The sequence below is a fragment of the Bradyrhizobium sp. 521_C7_N1_3 genome (genome assembly GCF_052075975.1).
Lineage (GTDB): Bacteria > Pseudomonadota > Alphaproteobacteria > Rhizobiales > Xanthobacteraceae > Bradyrhizobium > Bradyrhizobium japonicum.
The window spans coordinates 8,539,984-8,560,226 of sequence record NZ_CP197232.1 but is presented as its reverse complement, the minus strand read 5'-3'; the positions used below and the strand labels follow the sequence as shown (position 1 = coordinate 8,560,226).

The window sequence follows — 20,243 nt, the reverse complement described above, 5'->3', positions numbered from 1 at the left end:
GGATGTGTTAAAAGCCATGAGCACTGGTCCACTCATGCGCGGGACGGCCCGCTCGTACGGTAGATGCGCTTGGCCGCTCCGTGGAATGGCCGGGCGGCTCGGAGACATGTCCGGGCGGATCAAGGGGAGACGGATGTCGGAGGCGGACGCGGCGGAATTGTTGAAGGCGATGGTGCCGCTGTTCAGGATCCGTCCAATATTTGAGGATTCCTGCAAGTTCGGCGGCAGCTGGGAGTCGCTACACGCGCCGAACGGCAAGGGATGGGCGCAGTTCCACATGGTCACGCGCGGCGCTTGCGTGGTCGAGCGGCCGGGCCTGGGCCCGCAGCGGCTCGAAGCCGGCGACATCCTTCTCCTGCCGCATGGCGACAGTCACGCGGTTCGCAGCCGGACGGGCGGCGCTGTCGGGCGTGTTACGACCGAGGTCCGCAATGGTGTCCGCCAGCGCGCAACGGTCGAGGCCGAGGTCGATACCGAACTGCTGTGCGGCCGTTTCCTGTTCGAGACGTCGGATGAGAACCCGCTGATCGCCGCGCTTCCCGACGAGATCATCCTGCGCACGGCGGAGGAGCCGCTGCTGGAACGGTTTCAACGCCTGCTGATCGACATCCGCGAAGAGCTCGACGCTGGACGGGTTGGATCGGAGGTGGTCGCGGCCGACCTTGCGAGAGCGTTGTTCGTGATGATGCTCCGCGATCATCTTTCGGACGATGCCTCCGGCAACGGGACGGTGTCGCTGTTGCGCGACCGCATGACGGCCCGGGTCGTGTCGGCGATCCTCAATGATCTCGCCCGGGACTGGACGCTCGACGACATGGCGGCGGTGGCGATCGCCTCGCGCGCGACGCTGGTGCGCGCTTTTCAAAAGCGCGCGGGGGTCGCGCCCATGACGTTCCTGTCCGATCTGAGATTGACGGTCGCCCGCAAGCGGCTGGCCGGCACCTCCGATCCGATCGCGAAGATCGCCGGCGAGGTCGGCTATGCGTCCGAAGGCGCGCTGAGCAAAGCCATCATGCGCAGATACGGCATGCGACCCGGCGCTTTGAGGGAGCCGGGTCCTCGCGCGCCGGTCGTCAAACCCGATACCAGCTCCCCAGATTCCAGGTCGTGACGTCCCAGCCCGAGATGTCGGCCATGAGGCTATTGACGCCGGCGCCGACGATGTTGCGGGAGAGCAGCGGCACCAGAATATTGGCTTCGCAGAATATCTCGTTGACCTTGATCAGGAGCGCGGCGCGCTTGACCGGATCGAGCTCCTGCTGCGCGGTCTTGTAGGCCTTGTCGGCCTCGGGATCGGACCAGCGCGAGATGTTTCGGCCGAGCCACTTGTTCTCCTTGTTGGCGATCTCCCAGGAGACACACTGGTTCAAGAACCGCTCCGGATCGGGCTGCGGCTGCGTCGTGTTGTACATCTCCATGTCGCAATAGAGTTTCGAGTAGGTGTCGGGGTTGCCGACATCAGACGAGAAGAACACCGATGCGGTGACCGATTTCAGCTCGATGTCGATGCCGGCCTTCTGGCAGGCCTGCTTGATGATGGCCTGCGTCTTCTGGCGCGGGCCGTTGATCGAGGTCTGGAAGACGTATTTGAGCTTCTTGCCGTCCTTCTCGCGGATGCCGTCCGCGCCCCGCTTCCAGCCGGCGTCGTCGAGGATTTTGTTCGCCTTGTCGACGTCGAATGCGTAGGTCAGCTTGCCCGACTTGAACTGCTGGGGCTGGTTGACGAAGCTTGCCGTGGCGATGCCGCCGCGGCCGTAGATGAATTTCTGGATCGCCTCGCGATCGATCAGGAGGTTGAACGCCTGGCGGACGACCGGGTCGGACAGCGTCGGGTGCTTGGTCTTGACGCTGGAGCGCTCGCCGTCGACTTCGGTCCAGGGGTCCGTCGTGTTGAGGATGATGAACTCGACGTTGCCGGACGGCGTGATGTCGACCCTGCCTTTGCCGCTGGCCTCCATGCGCTTGAGGACCTCCTCCTCCACCAGCAGGTTCCAGGCATAGTCGTACTCGCCGGTCTGGAGCACGGTACGCGCCGCGGACACCGCGTCGCCGCCGCCCTTGACCTCGAGCGTGTCGAAATGCGGCTGGTTCTTGACGTGATAGTCGGGGTTGCGTTCGGCCCGGATCAGGTCGCCCGGCTTGAACTCGACGAATTTGTACGGGCCGGTGCCGACCGGCTTCAGATTGCCCGGCGCCTCGCGCGATTTCGCGCCGGTATAGTCGCCGAAATGGTGCTTCGGAAGGATCTGGCCGACCGAGCCGACGAAGGGGTCGGCCCAGAACGGGGTCGGGGCCTTGAACAGCACCTTGACGGTGTGGTCGTCGATCTTCTCGACGGTGATGTCCTTGTAGGATCCCGTGCTGTAGGCGGCGGTCGCGAGGTCCGCCGCATAGGCCCAGGTGAAGACGACGTCGTCGGCGGTGAAGGGCTTGCCGTCATGCCACTTCACGCCCTGCTTCAGCTTCCAGATGACGCTCATGCCGTCGGCCGCGAGGCTGCCGTTCGCCTTGGTCGGAATCTCGGCGGCGAGGCAGGGGATGAGGTTGCCGTCCTTGTCCCAGCCGGCCAGCGGCTCGAAGAAGATGCGCGAGGCCACCTGATCCTTGGTTCCGATCGCAAAATGCGGATTGAGCAGGGTGGGGGCCTGCCACAGCAGGATCTTGAGCGGGCCGCCGCCGCCGGCCTTGGTCGGCTTGTATTGCAGCGTGGCATCCGCCATCGCGACGTCGTTCCAGAGCAGGATCTGGCTCGCGACCGGCGCGGCGATCCCGGCCGCAGCCATGGTCCGGATGAACGAGCGTCGCGACAGCGTGCCTTGCTTCACCTCCGCGATGGACTTGCGAATCTCGTCTTCGTTCATCGAATGACCTCCACCTCGAAGAAAAATCGTCGCCACCACCCCATCATGTTGCATCGTGTGCGAGGCGGCAATGCCGGCGAGGCCGCAAGGCCCTGCGACGAAATGGCGAACGTGGAGATGGGCAGCTTCTGCCGGGACATAGTTGCCGGTGTGAAGGGTATGCCGACCGGATTTCGCGATAAGCCCTTGATGGCAATGAGGCTCTCATCTGGCACGCGCATTGCACGCAAAGCGTGCGTTGGCAATGACAGTGGAGTACGGGTATGAGCGTCGGCAGCATGAGCAGCATCGGTGGTGGAAGCGCGGCGGGGTCGCCTTCATCCACCAGCCAGTCGAAATCCGGCGGTTCACAAGACGGCGCCTCGATGTTCTCGTCGCTGCTGGAGAGCGGCACGCCCTACGACGAGGTCAAGGTGAACCTGCCGAACGGCATGTCGATCGGCATCGTCCATTTCGGTGGCGGCGGCTTCGACAGCAGCGCGCTCAAGTCCATCGAGGATTTCGTGCAGCAGCTCGCGAGCCAGCAGATATCGGGTGATCCGGCGTCCAGCGCCGACCAGGCGCAGCACGGCGACACGCCCGACGCCGTCGGGATCGACAAGGTTCATGTCGATCTTCCGAACGGAATCTCGTTCGAGGTGCTGCATTCCTCGGGCGGCCAGGCCACGGACAGCGACGCCGTCCTGAAGGAGCTCACCGAGGCCGCCGAAGAACTCGCCGAATCGCTGTCGCATTATTCACCGGCATCGGCCGCGGCTTCCGCTTATGCCTCGCAAGCAAGTTCGTCCGGCCGCAGCAGCCAGCTCGACGCGAGGAGCTGAGCAACACGCAGGCCGCCCCCGGGCTACGATGATCCGGTGCGAATGGAGGGGCGAATGCATCAGCGCCCCTTCGCAAGCGCCAGCGCAGCATCCACCGCGTTCTCGAGAATCTCCTCCGACAATTGCCTGTCGCTCACCGCGCGCGACAATTGCAGCGCGCCGACCATGGTGGCGTAGGCCGCGATGGCGCGGCGGCGCCGCTCCGCCGGCGTGCCCTCAGGCATTTGCGCTGCCATCAGCGCGAGGATGTCGGACATCTTGCCGGTGAAGGCCTCGCGCGTCGCCTTCGGATGCCGCGCGATCTCGGAGACGAGGGCCGCGGTCGGGCAACCGGTCGCCGCGCGATCGCGATGCCTGGGCGAGAGATAATCGCGGATCACGGTCTCGAGCGCGACGCCGTTTTCGAGATTGTCCTTGTGCCGCTGCTCGCGCCGCTCCAGCGCGTCACACAGCACCGCGCGCACCAGATCCTCCTTGGAGGCGAAGTGCGTGTAGAAGGCGCCGTTGGTCAGGCCCGCTTCCGCCATGATGCCGGCGAGGCCGACCGCGGCGATGCCGCTCTCGCGGAACTGCGTCGATGCGACATCGAGAATGTGCCGCCGCGTCGTGTCCCTGTGTCCCTTGTCGTAGCGCGCCAATTCCGCCTCCTGCGAACCCACCGCCCCCTATGCCACAAAATCGTGAGGTCTGTCCTATTGCATTATGATCATAATAATACATTATGATCATAATTCAATGGGCGGCCGACCGGGCGGTCCGAGGGAACCACAGGATCGAACCCATGTCCGTCGACGATGCCGCCGCGCCGGCCTTGTCCGCCGCGCCATTCGTGGCCCACACCACGGCGCCACTTCGCCAGGCGGTTACGCCGGCCCCAAACGCCGCTGAGCAAAGACGCGCCGCGCTCCTGACCGCGCCGATCTTGCCCACGCTGCTCAAGCTCGCGCTGCCGACCGTGACCGTCCTCGTCGCGCAGACCGCGGTCAACATCGCGGAGGCCTATTATGTCGGCTTTCTCGGCACCGATGCGCTCGCCGGCGCCGCGCTGGTGTTCCCGATCTTCATGCTGATGACCATGATGTCGAACGGCGGGTTCGGCTCCGGTGTTGCGTCCTCGGTGGCGCGCGCGGTCGGTGCCGGCCGCCGCGCTGACGCCGAGGCGGCGCTGTTTCATGCCGTGGTGCTCGCGATCATTGCCGGCGGCGTGTTCACGCTCGGCGTCGTCCTCGGTGGCCCGCATCTGTATCGCGCCCTCGGCGGCACCGACGGTGCGCTTGCCGCCGCCACCACCTATTCCAACTATCTGTTCGCCGGCGCCATACCGGTGTGGATCGTGAACCTTCAGGCCGCCGCGCTGCGCGGCGCCGGCAACGTCAAGGTGCCGGCCCTGGTGACGCTGGTCGGCGCCATCGTGACCATTCCGGTCTCGCCGGCGCTGATCTTCGGGCTCGGGCCGATCCCGCGGCTCGGCATCGGCGGCGCCGGCATAGCCTTCGGCCTCTATTACGGCGCGGCGATGCTGTTCCTGCTGCGCTACATGGCGACGGGCGCGACCGGCTTGAGGCTGCACATCGTGCCGTTGCGCGCAAAGATCTTCGCCGACATGCTGAAGGTCGGCATCCCCACCGCGTTCAACGCGGTGCTGACCAACCTCACCGTCATTCTCGTCACCGGCGCGGTCGGGCTGTTCGGCACCTCCGCGCTCGCCGGCTACGGCATCGCCTCGCGGCTGGACTACATCATGATTCCGCTGCTGTTCGGCATCAGCACGGCGACGCTGACCATGGTCGGCGTCAACATGGGCGCGGGCCAGACCGCGCGGGCACGAAAGATCGGCTGGATCAGCGGCGTGGTCGGGATGATCATGACCGGCACGATCGGCTTGCTGGTTGCGATCTTCCCGACGGCCTGGCTGCACCTCTTCAGCCATGACGCGGACGTCGTCAGCGAGGGCATGACCTATTTGCGCATCGTCGCGCCGGCCTATGCCGCGCTCGGCTTCGGTTTTGTCAGTTCGTTCGCGGTGCAAGGCACCGGCCGAGCGATGGGGCCGCTCGCTTCGTCCTTCGCGCGCATCCTGATCGCGGCTGGCGGCGGCTGGATCGCGGTGGCGAGTTTTGGCGCGGGCATGGCGGGTCTCGCCACCATGGTCACGGCCTCGCTCGCCGCCTATGCCGCGATCTGTGTCCTGATCATGCTATCACCGTGGACGTGGCGCTCCGAGTAAACAGGCGCACCGGATGCCGGCAATTCTCGCTCTCCGGGCGCCGCTGCGCGGTGATGCGCGTCACGCTTGCGCGGGCGCATTCGTTCCCCACATGAGGGCGAACGGAGAAGCGTTGTCCGCGTCAGTCGACAAATATGGATTTCCATTTCATTGATTTCGCCCGGCGGAGAAGCGAATACGGTTCCAATCATTTTCGTTGAGTGATGGAGACCAAGATGTCGTTTCGCCTCCCCCTGATCCTTGCAGCCGCGCTTGCCGCCTGGTCGGCCGCAGCAACCGCCGAGACCATCAAGATCGGTGTGACGCCGGGCCCGCATGCGCAGATCTTCGAGGCGGTGAAGCCGATCGCCGCCAAGCAAGGTCTCGACATCCAGCTGATCGAGTTCTCCGATTACGTCGTGCCGAATGCCGCGCTCGATGCCGGTGAGATCCAGGCCAATTCGTTCCAGAACCAGCCTTATCTCGACAACCAGAAGGCCGACCGCGGCTACAAGATCGAGTCCGTCGGGCTGACCGTGAACTTCCCGATCGGTGTCTATTCGAAGAAGCACAAGACCTTCGCCGATATCCCTGAAGGCGGCAAGGTCTCGATCCCGAACGATCCGACCAATGGCGGCCGCGTGCTGCTGCTGCTGCGCGACAAGGGCGTGATCAAGCTGAAGGACGGGACGGGCTTCAAGCCGACCGTGCTCGACGTCACCGAGAATCCCAAGAAGCTGAAATTCATCGAGGTCGATGCGGCGCAGGCGCCGCGCGCGCTCGACGATGTCGATGCCGCCGCGATCAACACCAATTATGCAACCCAGGCGGGCCTCGATCCCGTCAAGGATCCGATCCTGCGCGAGGACCCGAAGGGCCCCTACGTCAATCTGATCGCGGTACGTGCCGCCGACAAGGACAAGCCCTGGGTCAAGATCCTCGTCGACAGCTACCACACGCCCGAGGTGAAGGAGTTCGTCCTGACCAAGTTCAAGGGCGCGGTGCTGCCGAGCTGGTAGGCAATCTGCCTAGCCAAGGTCCAGCGCAGGGGGCGATCCGGCGGGCAGCCTTGCGCAATGCCCGCTTGTCTGGAGCTGCGGCAACCGACATCATCGGGGCCCATCCTCGCCCGACAGGGGTCGTATGAAACGCTTTGCAAACCTGAAACGACTAGGGTTCTTCACACGGCTCCTCGATGAAGCCCCGCCCGCGGAGCGCTACCGCTTCGCCGCCGAGCAGATCGTGCGCGCGGAGGAAGCGGGCCTCGATTCCGCGTGGATCGCGCAGCATCATTTTCACGAACGCGAGGGCGGCCTGCCGTCGCCCTTCACTTTCCTCGGCTACGTCGCGGCGCAAACCTCGCGCATCCGTCTCGGCACCGGCATCGTCACGCTGCCGCTGGAGAACGCGGTGCGGGTGGCCGAAGATGCCGCCGTCCTCGATCTTCTCTGCAACGGCCGCTTCGAGCTCGGCGTCGGCACCGGCGGCAATCCGTCGGCCTTTGCCGCCTTCGGCCTCGACAGTGCCCAGCGCAACGAGATCTTTGCCCGCAATCTGGACGTGGTCCGAACCGCCCTGGTCGGCAGGCCGCTCACCGGCGGCGATACGCTCTATCCGCAGCGGCCCCAACTGGACAAGCGGATCTGGCAGGCGACGTTCTCGGTCGCCGGTGGTGCGCGCGCGGGCAAGGCCGGCGATGGCTTGCTGCTGTCGCGCACCCAGCCGCGGACCAAGGAGGCGCCGAAGGCTACGCTCGCCGAGATCCAGAACCCGGTCATCGATGCCTATCTCGAAGCGCTGCCGCCGGGATGCGAGCCGCGGATCATGGCCTCGCGCAGCGTCTTCGTCGCCGACGACCGGACTGAGGCGATGCGCCTTGCCGACATCGGGCTGCGTCGCGCGCTGCCGCAGTTCCTCAAGGGCGGTCACGCCAGGCCGGGCGAGACGCTGGAGGAGATGATCACCGCATTCGACACGCATGTCGGCGCGGCCGACGACGTCATCGCCTCGCTCCGCGCCGACGCCACGCTGGAGCGGGTGACCGACCTCGTCTTCCAGGCGCATTCAGTGGACGCGCCGCATCCTCATATCCTGCGCTCGATCGAGCTTGTCGCGGAGAAGGTCGCGCCGGCGCTGGGCTGGACCCGGACGGCGGCTGACGTGGCTCTGGCGGGCTGATCGGAGTGAACATGATCGCGTTGCACGAGGCTCAATGATGGCTACGAAAGATATCATCGACACGCTCGCCGGGATCGAACCGGGCACGGCTCTGGATGACATTCGCGCACGCCGCCTGCAGGCGCGCGAGAACGCGCAGAAGAGCTATCTCTCGCTGTTCGAGCCGATCGACGCCGGCGATTTTTCGCTTGTGGAGCGCGCCGCAGTCGCGCTCTTCGTGATCGGCCTTCACCGCGAGCCCAATGTGGCCGCCTTCTACCGGGCCAAGCTCGCGGCGACCGCCGATGGTGCGCGCCTGGTCAAGGCGATCGAGGTCGAAATCGGGCGCGGCGAGACGTCAGGCCCGTACGGTGCGTATCCGTCCGGACCGTTGTCAGTCGAGAACACGGCGGGCCTGATCTATCGCGTGAGTGCGGAGGGCAAGTCCGTCCTTGGTGCCAGGCTCGCCGCGGCGCTGGAGCATGCGCATCTGCTGGTGTTCCGCCCGCGCGATGCCGCGTCCGCCGACATGAAGGCGCTGCTGGCCGCCGGCTGGTCCGACACCGGAATCGTCACTTTCTCTCAGCTCGTCGCGTTCCTGTCGTTCCAGGTGCGCGTCGTCACGGGCCTGCGCGTGCTCGGCGCCTCGCTGGGCACCGCAAGCGCTGCGGCCGGCGCGTAAGGAGACTGCATCATGAGCGCTGCAAACAACGTCAATCCGCCCGTCGTCTTCACCCAGGACGAGCTCGGCTGGGTGTCGTGGATCGACCCGCTGCCCGAGGCCGAATTGACCGAGCGGCATTTCGCGGGTCTGGTCGATCGCTCCCGTGCCAAGTCCGAGTACTTCCGCCTTCTCGTGCGTGATCCCGAGGTGCTGGAAGCCCGCACCAAGACCGACAAGGACATCTTCTACAACGTCGCCGATGGCCTGCCGCGCGCCGAGCGTGAGCTCGCGGCGGCTGCGACCTCGCGCTACAACGGCTGCATCTACTGCGCTTCGGTGCATGCGCGTTTCGCCAGCACCTATTCCAAGCGCCGCGACGACGTGCAGCGGCTGCTCGACGAAGGCGTCAAGGCCGACCTTGGCGCGCGCTGGAATGCGGTGGTCAAGGCCTCGGTGGCGCTGGCCGCGACGCCGATCGCGTTCGGGCCTGAGAATATCGCGGAGCTGCGCCGCGCCGGCCTCGACGACGCCGAGATCGTCGACGTCATCAACGGCGCCTCGTTCTTCAACTGGGCGAACCGGCTGATGCTGTCGCTCGGTGAGCCCTCGAAATAGGCAATCTCACCGGCACAAGAATTGCTGTTTATATCAACACAGAGTGGATGGAGCCGTGCATGAGCAACATCGATCGTCGTACCCTGGTCAAGGGCTCGCTTGCCGCCATGATGGCGGGAGCGGCCGGTTCGCGCGGCACCTTCGCGCAATCCGCCGAGCCGATCCTGCTCGGTGTCAGCGGTCCTCTGACCGGGCCGAACGCGCAATATGGCACGCAGTGGAAGCAGGGCTTTGACCTCGCGCTCGACGAGATCCAGGCGGCCGGCGGCATCAACGGCCGCAAGCTCACCTACAATTTCGAGGACAGTCAGAGCGACCCGCGCCAGTCGGTGGCGATCGCGCAGAAATTCGTCTCCGATCCCCGCATCGTCCTGGAGCTCGGCGATTTCTCGAGTCCCGCCTCGATGGCGGCCTCGCCGATCTATCAGCGCGCTGGCCTAGTGCAGTTCGGTTTCACCAATTCGCACCCTGACTTCACCAAGGGCGGCGACTTCATGTGGAGCACGTCGGTCAGCCAGGCCGACGAGCAGCCGCTGCTGGCGTCCTATGCCGTGAGGCGCCTCGGCCTGAAGAAGCTCGCGGTGCTGCACCTCAACACCGATTGGGGCCGCACCAGCCGCGACTATTTCGTCAATGCTGCCAAGGAATACGGCGCGGAGATCGCGGTCACCGAGGGTTACATCGCGGAGGAGCGCGACTTCCGCTCCACGCTGGTGCGCGTGCGCGATGCCAATCCGGACGGGTTGATCCTGATCTCCTACTACTCCGACGGCGCGCTGATCGCGCGTCAGGCGCGACAGGTCGGGCTGAAGCAGGTGATCTGCGCGGCAAGCTCGGTCTACTCGCCGAAGTTCCTGGAGCTCGGCGGCGAGGCGGTCGAGGAGGTTCACGTCGGCACGCGCTACTTCCCGGAAGACCCGCGGCCCGAGGTGCAGAAATTCATCGCCGGCTTCAAGAAGAAGTACAACGGGCTCGAGCCCGACGCGTTCAACGCTTACGCCTACGATGCGATGAACATGGCGGCTGCCGTGGTGAAGATCGGCGGCACCGACCGCAAGGCGATCCGCGACGCCTTCACCAAGGTCAAGGACGTCCCGAGCGTCATCTTCGGCGCCGCGACGTTCGACGTCGCGACCCGTCGCGTCAAGGGCGCCATGAACGCCGAGCTCGTCGTGCGCAAGGGCCAGTTCGCGCTCTGGGACGGCAAGCCGACCTGACCTGATGGCCGGAGCGGGGGCTCCGGCCGCTTTCCTCTCTACGCGGTGATATCAGCGTGTCTTCCTGGCTCGACTACACGATCAACGGGCTGATCGTCGGCAATGTCTACGCCCTCGTTGCGGTCGGGCTTGCGCTGATCTTCGGCGTCAGCCGGCTGATCAACTTTGCCCAGGGCTCGATCTATCTCGTCGGCGCCTATATCGGCTGGGTCGCAGTGGTGCAGCTGCATACGCCGCTGCCGCTCACCATCATCGTGGTGGCGGTCGCGGCCGCGATCGTCGGACTGATCATCGAACGGTTCGGCCTGCGTCCGCTCCAGAACTCCGTGCGCATCGCGCCGTTGCTCGCGACCATCGGCATCAGCTTCGTGCTCGATCAGCTGGTGATGCTGACCTTTTCGCCGAACCCGCGCGCGCTGCCGAGCCAGCTGCCTGACGTGCGCTTCCAGGTCGGCGGCGGCACGATCGGACCTCTTGATCTGCTCATCGCCGGCGTCGGCCTCACCAGCGCGCTGCTGCTGTTCGTGTTCCTGCGCTACAGCAAGCTCGGCTGGGCGGTGCGCGCCACCGCGCAGGATCGCGACGCGGCGATGCAGATGGGCGTCGACGTCAACCGGGTCAATCAGGCCGTGTTCGGCATTGCGGCGGCCCTTGGCGGCGTCTCCGGCCTGCTGGTCGGCATGTACTACAACCAGATCGACACCGCGATGAGCCTGCAGGCGACGCTGAAGGGCGTCGTTGCGGAAGTGGTCGGTGGTGCCGGCAACGTGCCGGGCGCCGTGATCGGCAGCTTGTTGCTCGGACTGGTCGAGAGCTATGGCGTCGCCGTGTTCGGCACCAGCTACCGCAATCTGTTCGCGTTCCTGCTGCTGGTCGTCGTGCTCGTGCTGCGTCCGAACGGCCTGTTCGCCAGCGCGCGGCAGGCGCCACCCGAGCCGCTCACCGGCACTTTCATTGCGCCGAGCCGCCCGGTGCGGATTCCGCGTTGGGCGCTGCTGGTCGCCGCCGGCGTGTTCGCGATTCTGCCGTTCTTCCCGGTGTCCTTCTACGTGCTCCAGACCCTGATCAACGCCTGGCTGCTCGGCATGCTCGCGCTCAGCCTGACGCTGGTTGCGGGCACGGTGGGACAGGTCTCGCTCGGACATGCCGCGCTGCTCGCGATCGGCGCCTACACCTCGGCGCTGCTGTCGCTGAATTTCTCCGTCCCGGTCGGCCTCGCCATCATCGCCGGCGGCCTGATGAGTGCCGCGCTCGGCACCGCATTGATCTCGCCGTCGTTCCGCCTGCGCGGGCATTACGTGTCGATCGCGACGCTCGCCATCGGCGAGATCGTGTCGCTGGTGATTTTGAACTGGGAGAGCGTCACGCGCGGCCCGATCGGCATCTCCGGCATTCCGCCGCTGTCCCTGTTCGGCTACGATCTGATCAGCCCGACCTCGATCTACTGGTTCAGCTTCATCGTGATGGTCGTGCTGGCGCTGCTGCAGGGCCGGCTGCTCGGCTCGCATCTCGGCCGCAGCTTCCGCGCCATCCGCGACGACGACATCGCCGCGCGCGCCTATGGCCTCAGCCTGAACCGCTACAAGTCGCTCGCCTTCATCTTCGGCGGCTTCGCGGCCGGCGTCAGCGGCGGCATCGCCGCCCATCTCTATTCCTACATCAACCACGAGACCTTCAACACGCAGCAATCCATTCTGGCGCTGACCGTCGTGATCCTCGGCGGCCTCGGCAACGTCGTCGGCGCCATCGTCGGGGCGGTCGCGCTGGTCGGCCTGCCGGAGGTGTTCCGGATCGCGGCGGAGTATCGCATCCTGATCTACGGCATCGTGCTGCTGCTGCTGGTGCGGTTCAGGCCGCAGGGCCTGTTGGGGACGATGTGATGGCGGAACAGCACACGCCCATGCTGTCCCTGCGCGGGCTGACACGCCATTTCGGCGGCCTGACCGCGGTGGATGCCATCGATCTCGATCTCGCCAAAGGCGAGCTCATCAGCATCATCGGCCCGAACGGGGCCGGCAAGACGACGCTGTTCAATCTCGTGACCGGGCTCGATCGGCCCGATGCCGGCAATGTCGGCTTCGAAGGTCAGGACATCACGGGTCTGTCGCCGGAGCGGCTCGCGGCCGGAGGCATCGCGCGCACGTTCCAGCTCGGTCGCGTCTTCGGCAATCTCAGCGTGATGGACAACGTCCTGATCGGCGCGCACACGCGGCTGAGCGCGGTGAGGCCCGCGGTGCCGGTGATCGGCCCGCTGCTGGAGTTGGGACTGGCGCTGTTGCGTCCGGCCAGCGTCAGGGGCGAAGAGGAACGGCTGCGCGAGGAGGTGAAGGCCATTCTCGCACGCTTCGGCGAGCGGCTGCTGCCACGGATCGACCAGCCCGCCTATAGCCTGTCCTACGCCAATCGCCGCCGCGTCGAGATCGCGCGCGCGCTCGCGCTGAAGCCGCGCCTGTTGCTGCTCGACGAGCCCACCGCCGGCATGAACCCGACCGAGACCGCGGAGATGCAGGGCCTGGTCGCCGAGCTGAAGGCCGAGGGGCTGACCATCCTCCTGATCGAGCACAAGTTGGAGATGGTGATGCGCCTCTCCGACCGCGTCATCGTCATGGACGAGGGCAAGAAGATTGCGGAAGGGCCGGGTGAAGTGGTGCGTGGCGATCCCAAGGTGATCGAGGCCTATCTCGGCCACGGCCTGTCGGAAACGCCGGAGCGGGAGAGCGTGATATGACGACAGGCGCATCCGAGCCGCTGCTGGCGCTCTCGAACGTCAACACCTTCTACGGCCAGGCCCAGGTGCATTTCGAGCTGTCGATCACGGTCGGCCGCGGCCATATCGTCTGCCTGCTCGGCGGCAATGCCAGCGGCAAGTCGACCACGATGAAGATCATTTTGGGCCTGGTGAAACCACGCTCGGGTGACGTAACCTTCGACGGTGCGTCGCTGCTCGGGCTCACCACGCCGCAGATCGTCCGCCGCGGCATCGCCTCCGTGCCGGAGGCGCGGCGGCTGTTCGCGGACATGAGCGTGCGCGAAAACATCCTGATGGGGGCCTTCGTGCGAAACGACCGCGATGCGGTGGCGCAGGATCTCGACAAGATGCTGACGCTGTTCCCGAAGCTTGGGCAGCGGCTGTCGCAGCGTGCCGGTTCGCTCTCCGGCGGCGAGCAGCAGATGGTCGCAATGGCGCGCGCGCTGATGAGCCGTCCGAGGATGATCGTGATGGACGAGCCGACCATGGGCCTGTCGCCGCTCTATGTCGACCGCGTGCTGGAGTTGATCCGCGCGATCAACCAGGAAGGCGTGTCGGTCTTCATGGTCGAGCAGAACGCCAGCCTCGCGCTCGAGATCGCGCACGAGGCCTATGTGCTCCAGACCGGCAAGATCGTGCTCTCAGGCCCGGCGCGGGCGCTGAAGGATGATCCTCGTGTGCGGGATGCCTATCTCGGTGGTTCCGAGGCCGCGTAGCACCATCTCGGCCTGATGGTTCACCCTGGCGGTGCAGGGCATCGTCCGGACGCCCGCTGCGCGGGCTCCTCACCATGAGGGTCTGCTCGCAACGTGGCCGCGAATCCAGGCCTCATCCTGAGGAGCCCGCGCAACGGGCGTCTCGAAGGATGGTTACAAGCATTCCTGCAAAGCGGCCTCCTGGAATTGCATTGGTTAGTGTGATCATTGTATGAAAAGATCATACCGCTGGCGCGATGGGCGCGCGGACGGAATGATTGTCGTGACGAAATGGTCCTTGCGGGCGGTCGAGCCCGCCACCGTGCTGCTGTTCGGCGGGCTCATCGCCGCCAACGTCGCCGCATGGGTCTGGGCTTTCGCGGCGTTCGGCGACCGGCCGACGGTGATGGCGACCGCGCTGCTGGCCTGGGTGTTCGGCCTCCGCCATGCCGTCGACGCCGACCACATCGCCGCCATCGACAATGTCGTGCGCAAGCTGATCCATGCGGGCGGTACGCCGCGCAGCGTCGGCCTCTATTTCGCCCTCGGCCATTCCACCGTGGTCGTGGTCGCGACCATGCTGCTGGCACTCGGCGTGGTGAGCCTCGGCGGCGACAGCCTGCTCAGGGATATCGGCGGCGTCATCGGCACATCGGTGTCGGCGCTGTTCCTGCTTGTGATCGCGGCCATCAATCTCGCCATCTTCGTCGGCCTGTGGCGGACGTTCCGCATCGTGCGCGCGCAGGGCATCCACGACGCCGCGGAGCTCGACGCGCTGCTGGCGAGCCGCGGATTCCTGGCGCGCCTGCTCGGCCCGATGTTCCGCCTGGTGACAAAGCCCTGGCACATGCTCCCGCTCGGGTTTCTGTTCGGGCTCGGCTTCGACACCGCGACCGAGATCGGCCTGCTCAGCATCTCCGCGACCGAAGCCACGCGCGGCGCTTCGCTCGTCGACGTCATGGTCTTTCCCGCGCTGTTCGCGTCGGGCATGGCGCTGGTCGACACCGCCGATTCGGCGCTGATGGTCAGCGCCTATCGCTGGGCCTTCGTCGATCCCCTGCGAAAGCTCTGGTACAACCTCACCATCACCGGCGCCTCCGTCGCGGTGGCGCTGTTGATCGGCGGCATTGAGGCACTCGGCCTGATCGCCGACCGGCTTGGTCTAACCGGCGGCGTGTGGACGCTGGTCGACGGCCTCAACGAGTCGCTCGCCAATGTCGGCTTCGCCGTGATCGCGCTGTTTGCGATCGCCTGGCTCGTTTCGGTCCTGCTCTACCGCCGCATGTTCGCGAGCAGCCCTTCACGCGCGGATGTGCTTCGAGGCGCCGATGCCACCAAGGCGGCCTGAGCCTGGCCGGCGCCGCGGCGCGCTGACGGCACTCTCGGCCTTCGTCCTTCTCGCGAATGGCGGCGGCGCCCTTGCGCAGAGCAGTGGCGCCTCGCGTGAACTGCCGCCGGTCGAAGTATCCGGTGACGAGGCGCCGCATCGCAAGAAGCCGCCTGCGGCGCGGCCAGCCAGTAAACCCGTCCAGCCCAACGACCGCATCGTCGTCTTTCCGGCAGCAACGCAAGCGTCGGACGCCCGCAGCGTCGCCTCGGGTGCAAAGGCCCAGCCCAGCATGGCCAGCGAGATCACCATCTCCGGCGAGGAGATCAACGCGCGCCCTTTCGCGCGGCCGGGCGAGGCGCTCGAAGCGGTGCCGGGGCTGATCGTGACCCAGCATTCCGGCGAGGGCAAAGCCAACCAGTATTTTCTGCGCGGCTATAATCTCGACCACGGCACCGACCTTGCGATCTACGTCGACGACGTCCCGGTCAACATGCGTACCCACGCGCACGGCCAAGGCTATGCCGATCTCAACTGGTTGATCCCGGAAACCATCAGCGCGATGGACGTGCGCAAGGGACCGTACTTCGCCGACGAGAGCGATTTTGCCTCCGTCGGCAGCGTGCGCATCGGCCTGATCGACCGCACCGAAAAGGGCCTTGCGCAGGTCACTGCCGGCAGCTTTGGTTATCGCCGCCTGCTCGGCATGGATTCGGCAAAGCTCGGCGACGGGTCGCTGCTGGTTGCCGGTGAGCTCGGTACCTATGACGGCCCGTGGGACAATCCGGATAACGTCCGCAAGCTCAACGGCTTCGTGCGCTACAGCCAGGGCACCGCGATCGATGGCGTGTCCGTCACCGGCATGGCTTACGCGAACAAATGGAATTCGACCGACCAGGCGCCGCTGCGCGCGATCACGGGCGGCTTCCTCGACCGGTTCGGCTCGGAAGACCCAAGCGACGGTGGCAACACCAATCGTTTCGCGCTGTCAGGCCGCGTCGCGCAGAGCGACGATCTCGGCGCGTGGAAGGCCAACGCCTACGTCGTGAAGAGCCAGCTCGACCTCTTCAACAACTTCACCTATTTCCTCAACGATCCCGTGCTCGGCGACCAGTTCCACCAGCACGACGACCGCCTGATGGCCGGCGCCAACATCTCGCGCACGCTGAACGGATCGTTCGCCGGCCTGCCGATGCAGACTACGATCGGCCTGCAATCGCGCTATGATTCGATCGATCTCGCGCTCACCAACACCTTCCAGCGCGGCTTCCTGTCCAACATCCGCAGCGACAAGGTCGGCGAAGGCAGTGTCGGCGTCTATGCCGAGAACACCGTGCGCTGGACCGACTGGCTGAAGACTATTGTCGGCTGGCGCGGCGACTATTACGCGGCCAATGTCACCTCACTGTTCAATTCCAACAATTCCGGCCGCACTGACGCCGCGCTCGGCAGCCCGAAATTCCGCATGGTGCTCGGCCCGTTCAACCAGACCGAATTCTTCCTCGGTGCCGGCTACGGCATGCACTCCAACGACGCGCGTGGCGCGACCACGACCGAAGACCCCAGCGATCCCGCCACGAGACTTACGCCGTCACCGCTGCTCGTGCGCACCCGTGGCGCCGAAGTCGGCGTCCGCACCAAGATCATTCCGAGCCTCGATAGCTCGTTCAGCGTCTTCATCCTCGATCAGGATTCCGAGATCCTGTTCTCCGGCGATGCCGGCGATACCTCGGCGACGCGCGCCAGCCGCCGCTACGGTTTCGAATGGACCAATCACTACCGCCCGCGATCGTGGATCGACATCGATGCCGATCTCGCCATGACGCATGCGCGCTTCCGCGGCACCGACAGCGAGCAGGCGGAGATCTACGCCTCGCTGGCGGGCTATCCCGAGGCGCAGATCGGCAACGCGCCCGGCAACTACATTCCGAACGCGCCGGCGATGGTGGCCTCGGCCGGCATCACGCTCGGCGAGAAGACCGGCTGGTTCGGGGCTTTGCGCTGGCGCTATCTGGCGTCGAGCCCGCTGACGGAAGACAATGCGTTCCGCTCATCCGCGACCAGCATCTTCAACGGCCGCCTCGGCTATCGCATCGACAACGGCTGGCGCATCCAGCTCGACGTGCTCAATCTCTTCAACACGCAGGCGAACCAGATCACTTATGCCTACGGTTCGCTGCTCAAGACCGACACGCTGTACAATCTCTGCACCGGCGGCGTCGCGCCGACGGCGGTCTGCCAGAACGGCGTGATGGATTACGTGCTGCACCCGGTCGAGCCGTTGAGCTTTCGCATGACTGTCGCCGGGACGTTCTAGACGATCTCAAGCCGAGGCCGCGTTCGGAACCGGCTCCGCCGGCAGATCGTCGCCGTTGGGATCGCCCGGCGCGGTGGCCCAGGCCAGCTCCACCAGCGTCACGATCCGGCGGCCGCCGCCGTCGAGCTGGCAGACGATCAGTCCCTGCTCCTCCATGTAGCCGAGCAGGCGCTGGGCGCGGCGCAGCGAATGCGAGCCGTAGGCGCGGGCGATCGCGGCATCGCCGGGGCAGGGCCAGCCTTCCTTCGCCGCGCGTGCGATCATCATGAACACGCCCTGCATGTCGTCGGGCAGGATCGAGGCGCGCAGCGACACGTCCTGCCAGGCGTCGTCCTCGGCATGCTCGGCGCCGAGCCCGGCGCGCGCGCGTGTCAGCATGCGGCGGAATTCATTCAGATCAGGCACCGCGGAGCCGAGCCCCTCGATGCGGCAGCGAACCACGAACTCCTGATAGAGCACGCCGACGGCGCGGAAGCCGGCATCGGGCTCGGCAAGCACGGCACGAAGCGTACGATCGACGCGCTCGCGCCGTTCGGCGAGCTCCTCGGCGCTGACAGGAACCTCGGCCACCTCAGGCCGGATCTCCGGCGCGGCCGCCTTCGCGGCGCGAAGCTGCTCGAGCAGATCCGGCGCGGGCCGGCGCTGCGGGCGGCTGGCATCGGGCGGCGGCGCGGCCAGGATCACGGCGCGCATATCCTCGAGTGCGGCTTCCGGCATCGGCATCAGCCGCGGCGTGGAATTGCGCGCGTGGGTGTCGGTCGGGCCGATATGCAAACGCAGGGGGCGTCGCGACAGCGCCGGGCCGAGCGCCATGAACTGTCCGCGCTCGAGATCGCGAAAGGATTCGGCCTGCCGCCGCTCCATGCCGAGCAGGTCGGCGGCGCGTGCCATGTCGATGTCGAGGAAGGTCCGGCCCATCAGGAAATTGGAGGCTTCCGCCGCCACGTTCTTGGCGAGCTTTGCCAGGCGCTGGGTCGCGATGATGCCGGCGAGGCCACGTTTGCGGCCGCGGCACATCAGGTTGGTCATCGCGCCGAGAGAGAGCTTGCGCGCCTCGTCCGAGACCTCGCCGGCGACCGCCGGCGCAAACAGCTGCGCCTCGTCGACCACCACCAGCATCGGGTACCAGTGATCGCGATCGACGTCGAACAGGCCGCCGAGGAACGCCGCGGCACGCCGCATCTGGTTCTCGGCGTCCAGCCCTTCGAGATTGAGCACGGTGGAGACGCGATGCAGCCGCGCGCGCTCGCCGGCGACCTGAAGGCCGCGCTCGGTGTGATCCTCGGCCTCGATCACCAGATGGCCGAATTGCTCGGCCAGCGTGACGAAGTCGCCTTCGGGGTCGATGATGGCCTGCTGCACCCAGGGCGCGCTCTGTTCGAGCAGCCGCCGCAGGAGATGCGACTTGCCGGAGCCCGAATTGCCCTGCACCAGGAGCCGGGTCGCCAGCAGTTCCTCGAGGTCCATGGCGGCCGCGGCGCCTGCCGTGGTCTGCCCCATCTCGATCGCAACTGTCATGTCCCCGACTCAAGTCCCCATCATTCGCGGACAGGGGCTTATCAACCCGGCCGGGGCGCGTCGAGCGGCACCGTGCGAATCATGCGGTGTTGCCCACGGCGGAGTTCAGGCGTGATTCGATTGCCGTAAAAGTGCGGGCCGATAGGGCGCCTGCGGATCGTCGTCCTCGTTCTCGGGGATCGCGCAGGAGCCGAATTCCTGCCGGATACGCTCGATCTCGGCGATGCGCTCGTGCAGCCGCTGCAGATGCTCGGTCGACGTGGCGCGCCAGAACCGGAAGGTGTCGGTGGTGAGCGGCAGGAACGCTGTTCCGAACAGCGTCGGCTCGGGAACGATGGTACGTCCGAGCAGCAGGAACCGGTTCTCGCCGGAGACCACGAGGGTCGCGTAGCCGCGGTTACCGATCCGCCTGATCCCGTTCAGCGACCATTCGGCGAGCTTGCTGAAATAGGGCTCCTCGCGCCAGCGATCGGGGCAGTGGTCGTCGACCGTCACGTTCACCGCGTCTTGGCTGAAATGCACGATGATGCCGGACGTCGCCGGAAACCACGCGTCATCGAGATGGCCCTGCAGCCAGGCGCAGACGAACGACCTGCACATTTGCGGACGGCGGTCATAGATGGTGCACCCGGTTCCCGTCTGCCAATGCTTGCAGAGTTGATTCACCGGCTTGTCGACCGCGGCGACCTCGAGGATATCGCAGCAGGCGTTGCACGAGCCGCATTGCCGGGTGAGCGGCGCCGTTTTCGGCAGGCCGGTCGCGCGAAAACCCTGGCCGTCGCGGACCAGGAGCTTTTGCTTCTCCAGCGCGTTCAAGGCACGTTCGATCTTGAGACGGGATAGCCCGGTGGCGTCGATCACGCCCTTCATCGTCGTCGCGCCCGCCTCGACCGCGCGGACGACGCTCAGCATCGCCTCATCCATTCTTGTGTTCTTGCTCTGCTGCTAATTTTTGTAGGGCCGACGAATGCCAGCCTTGGAACCCATCGCCGAAAATCGACATCCATGCGTCACGTCGCGGAGGAAATATTCGGCGGCGCATGTTGCCTGCGTGCATTTGCGAGACAAGATAACATGTGCGCATGCAGCGGCTGCG

Annotated in this window: 17 protein-coding genes; 13 read left to right on the top strand and 4 right to left on the bottom strand. The window is 66.0% G+C overall.

The features are described from left to right. Positions 1 to 133: 133 nt before the first annotated feature. Positions 134 to 1,111, top strand: a complete 978-nt coding sequence (locus AB7008_RS40335) for an AraC family transcriptional regulator (RefSeq protein WP_052435496.1) — start codon at positions 134 to 136, stop codon at positions 1,109 to 1,111. Here the strand turns inward: AB7008_RS40335 and AB7008_RS40330 are convergent. Beyond that, positions 1,074 to 2,861 (bottom strand): peptide ABC transporter substrate-binding protein, encoded by a 1,788-nt coding sequence (locus AB7008_RS40330; RefSeq protein WP_304491278.1) that lies wholly within the window; start codon positions 2,859 to 2,861, stop codon positions 1,074 to 1,076. The genes AB7008_RS40335 and AB7008_RS40330 overlap by 38 nt on opposite strands. Positions 2,862 to 3,124: 263 nt before the next feature. Between AB7008_RS40330 and AB7008_RS40325 the strand changes: the two genes are divergently transcribed. Continuing rightward, positions 3,125 to 3,682: a hypothetical protein gene (locus tag AB7008_RS40325; protein WP_248879768.1), complete on the top strand. Its 558-nt coding sequence runs from the start codon at positions 3,125 to 3,127 to the stop codon at positions 3,680 to 3,682. Between the two features lie 59 nt (positions 3,683 to 3,741). On the opposite strand, the gene AB7008_RS40320 is transcribed toward AB7008_RS40325, so the two are convergent. Continuing rightward, on the bottom strand, positions 3,742 to 4,320 hold the full coding sequence (locus AB7008_RS40320; protein WP_028160792.1) for a TetR family transcriptional regulator: 579 nt from the start codon (positions 4,318 to 4,320) through the stop codon (positions 3,742 to 3,744). A gap of 143 nt (positions 4,321 to 4,463) precedes the next feature. Between AB7008_RS40320 and AB7008_RS40315 the strand changes: the two genes are divergently transcribed. The 11 genes from AB7008_RS40315 (at position 4,464) to AB7008_RS40265 (ending at position 17,629) form a co-directional block, all read left to right on the top strand. After that, complete coding sequence (locus AB7008_RS40315; protein WP_304491276.1) at positions 4,464 to 5,909, top strand: MATE family efflux transporter; 1,446 nt, start codon at positions 4,464 to 4,466, stop codon at positions 5,907 to 5,909. 203 nt (positions 5,910 to 6,112) lie between these two features. After that, positions 6,113 to 6,907, top strand: coding sequence for a MetQ/NlpA family ABC transporter substrate-binding protein (locus AB7008_RS40310; protein WP_248879766.1), 795 nt, complete (start codon positions 6,113 to 6,115; stop codon positions 6,905 to 6,907). Between the two features lie 124 nt (positions 6,908 to 7,031). Further along, complete coding sequence (locus AB7008_RS40305) at positions 7,032 to 8,066, top strand: putative FMN-dependent luciferase-like monooxygenase (RefSeq protein ID WP_304491275.1); 1,035 nt, start codon at positions 7,032 to 7,034, stop codon at positions 8,064 to 8,066. Positions 8,067 to 8,103: 37 nt separating this feature from the next. Next, the gene (locus AB7008_RS40300) at positions 8,104 to 8,727 is read left to right on the top strand and encodes a CMD domain protein (RefSeq protein ID WP_304491274.1); all 624 of its coding nucleotides are present in this window, start codon (positions 8,104 to 8,106) and stop codon (positions 8,725 to 8,727) included. A 12-nt stretch (positions 8,728 to 8,739) separates the two neighbouring features. Beyond that, on the top strand, positions 8,740 to 9,324 hold the full coding sequence (locus AB7008_RS40295; protein WP_304491273.1) for an alkylhydroperoxidase domain protein: 585 nt from the start codon (positions 8,740 to 8,742) through the stop codon (positions 9,322 to 9,324). Between the two features lie 59 nt (positions 9,325 to 9,383). Further along, on the top strand, positions 9,384 to 10,541 hold the full coding sequence (locus AB7008_RS40290) for an ABC transporter substrate-binding protein (protein WP_304491272.1): 1,158 nt from the start codon (positions 9,384 to 9,386) through the stop codon (positions 10,539 to 10,541). A gap of 56 nt (positions 10,542 to 10,597) precedes the next feature. Then, positions 10,598 to 12,421, top strand: coding sequence for an ABC transporter permease (locus AB7008_RS40285; protein ID WP_304491271.1), 1,824 nt, complete (start codon positions 10,598 to 10,600; stop codon positions 12,419 to 12,421). Further along, positions 12,421 to 13,269, top strand: coding sequence for an ABC transporter ATP-binding protein (locus tag AB7008_RS40280; protein ID WP_304491270.1), 849 nt, complete (start codon positions 12,421 to 12,423; stop codon positions 13,267 to 13,269). The genes AB7008_RS40285 and AB7008_RS40280 overlap by 1 nt, the downstream gene beginning before the upstream one ends. Beyond that, positions 13,266 to 14,006, top strand: coding sequence for an ABC transporter ATP-binding protein (locus AB7008_RS40275; RefSeq protein WP_304491269.1), 741 nt, complete (start codon positions 13,266 to 13,268; stop codon positions 14,004 to 14,006). Before AB7008_RS40280 ends, AB7008_RS40275 begins: the two co-directional genes overlap by 4 nt. Before the next feature lie 253 nt (positions 14,007 to 14,259). After that, positions 14,260 to 15,333, top strand: a complete 1,074-nt coding sequence (locus AB7008_RS40270) for a HoxN/HupN/NixA family nickel/cobalt transporter (RefSeq protein ID WP_304491268.1) — start codon at positions 14,260 to 14,262, stop codon at positions 15,331 to 15,333. Continuing rightward, complete coding sequence (locus tag AB7008_RS40265) at positions 15,314 to 17,629, top strand: TonB-dependent receptor (RefSeq protein ID WP_304491267.1); 2,316 nt, start codon at positions 15,314 to 15,316, stop codon at positions 17,627 to 17,629. Before AB7008_RS40270 ends, AB7008_RS40265 begins: the two co-directional genes overlap by 20 nt. A 6-nt stretch (positions 17,630 to 17,635) precedes the next feature. Here the strand turns inward: AB7008_RS40265 and AB7008_RS40260 are convergent, their stop codons facing one another. Further along, positions 17,636 to 19,147 (bottom strand): ATP-binding protein, encoded by a 1,512-nt coding sequence (locus AB7008_RS40260; protein WP_304491266.1) that lies wholly within the window; start codon positions 19,145 to 19,147, stop codon positions 17,636 to 17,638. A gap of 105 nt (positions 19,148 to 19,252) precedes the next feature. Further along, the gene (locus tag AB7008_RS40255; protein ID WP_438502087.1) at positions 19,253 to 20,059 is read right to left on the bottom strand and encodes a YkgJ family cysteine cluster protein; all 807 of its coding nucleotides are present in this window, start codon (positions 20,057 to 20,059) and stop codon (positions 19,253 to 19,255) included. Positions 20,060 to 20,243: the final 184 nt, after the last annotated feature.

Excerpts from the sequence above, each read along its gene's own strand:
- AB7008_RS40335 (WP_052435496.1), top strand. The coding sequence starts at position 134 with ATGTCGGAGGCGGACGCGGCGGAATTGTTGAAGGCGATGGTGCCGCTG.
- AB7008_RS40330 (WP_304491278.1), bottom strand. The coding sequence starts at position 2,861 with ATGAACGAAGACGAGATTCGCAAGTCCATCGCGGAGGTGAAGCAAGGC.
- AB7008_RS40325 (WP_248879768.1), top strand. The coding sequence starts at position 3,125 with ATGAGCGTCGGCAGCATGAGCAGCATCGGTGGTGGAAGCGCGGCGGGG.
- AB7008_RS40315 (WP_304491276.1), top strand. The coding sequence starts at position 4,464 with ATGTCCGTCGACGATGCCGCCGCGCCGGCCTTGTCCGCCGCGCCATTC.
- AB7008_RS40310 (WP_248879766.1), top strand. The coding sequence starts at position 6,113 with ATGGAGACCAAGATGTCGTTTCGCCTCCCCCTGATCCTTGCAGCCGCG.
- AB7008_RS40305 (WP_304491275.1), top strand. The coding sequence starts at position 7,032 with ATGAAACGCTTTGCAAACCTGAAACGACTAGGGTTCTTCACACGGCTC.
- AB7008_RS40300 (WP_304491274.1), top strand. The coding sequence starts at position 8,104 with ATGGCTACGAAAGATATCATCGACACGCTCGCCGGGATCGAACCGGGC.
- AB7008_RS40295 (WP_304491273.1), top strand. The coding sequence starts at position 8,740 with ATGAGCGCTGCAAACAACGTCAATCCGCCCGTCGTCTTCACCCAGGAC.
- AB7008_RS40290 (WP_304491272.1), top strand. The coding sequence starts at position 9,384 with ATGAGCAACATCGATCGTCGTACCCTGGTCAAGGGCTCGCTTGCCGCC.
- AB7008_RS40280 (WP_304491270.1), top strand. The coding sequence starts at position 12,421 with ATGGCGGAACAGCACACGCCCATGCTGTCCCTGCGCGGGCTGACACGC.
- AB7008_RS40275 (WP_304491269.1), top strand. The coding sequence starts at position 13,266 with ATGACGACAGGCGCATCCGAGCCGCTGCTGGCGCTCTCGAACGTCAAC.
- AB7008_RS40270 (WP_304491268.1), top strand. The coding sequence starts at position 14,260 with ATGATTGTCGTGACGAAATGGTCCTTGCGGGCGGTCGAGCCCGCCACC.
- AB7008_RS40265 (WP_304491267.1), top strand. The coding sequence starts at position 15,314 with ATGCCACCAAGGCGGCCTGAGCCTGGCCGGCGCCGCGGCGCGCTGACG.
- AB7008_RS40260 (WP_304491266.1), bottom strand. The coding sequence starts at position 19,147 with ATGACAGTTGCGATCGAGATGGGGCAGACCACGGCAGGCGCCGCGGCC.
- AB7008_RS40255 (WP_438502087.1), bottom strand. The coding sequence starts at position 20,059 with ATGCTGAGCGTCGTCCGCGCGGTCGAGGCGGGCGCGACGACGATGAAG.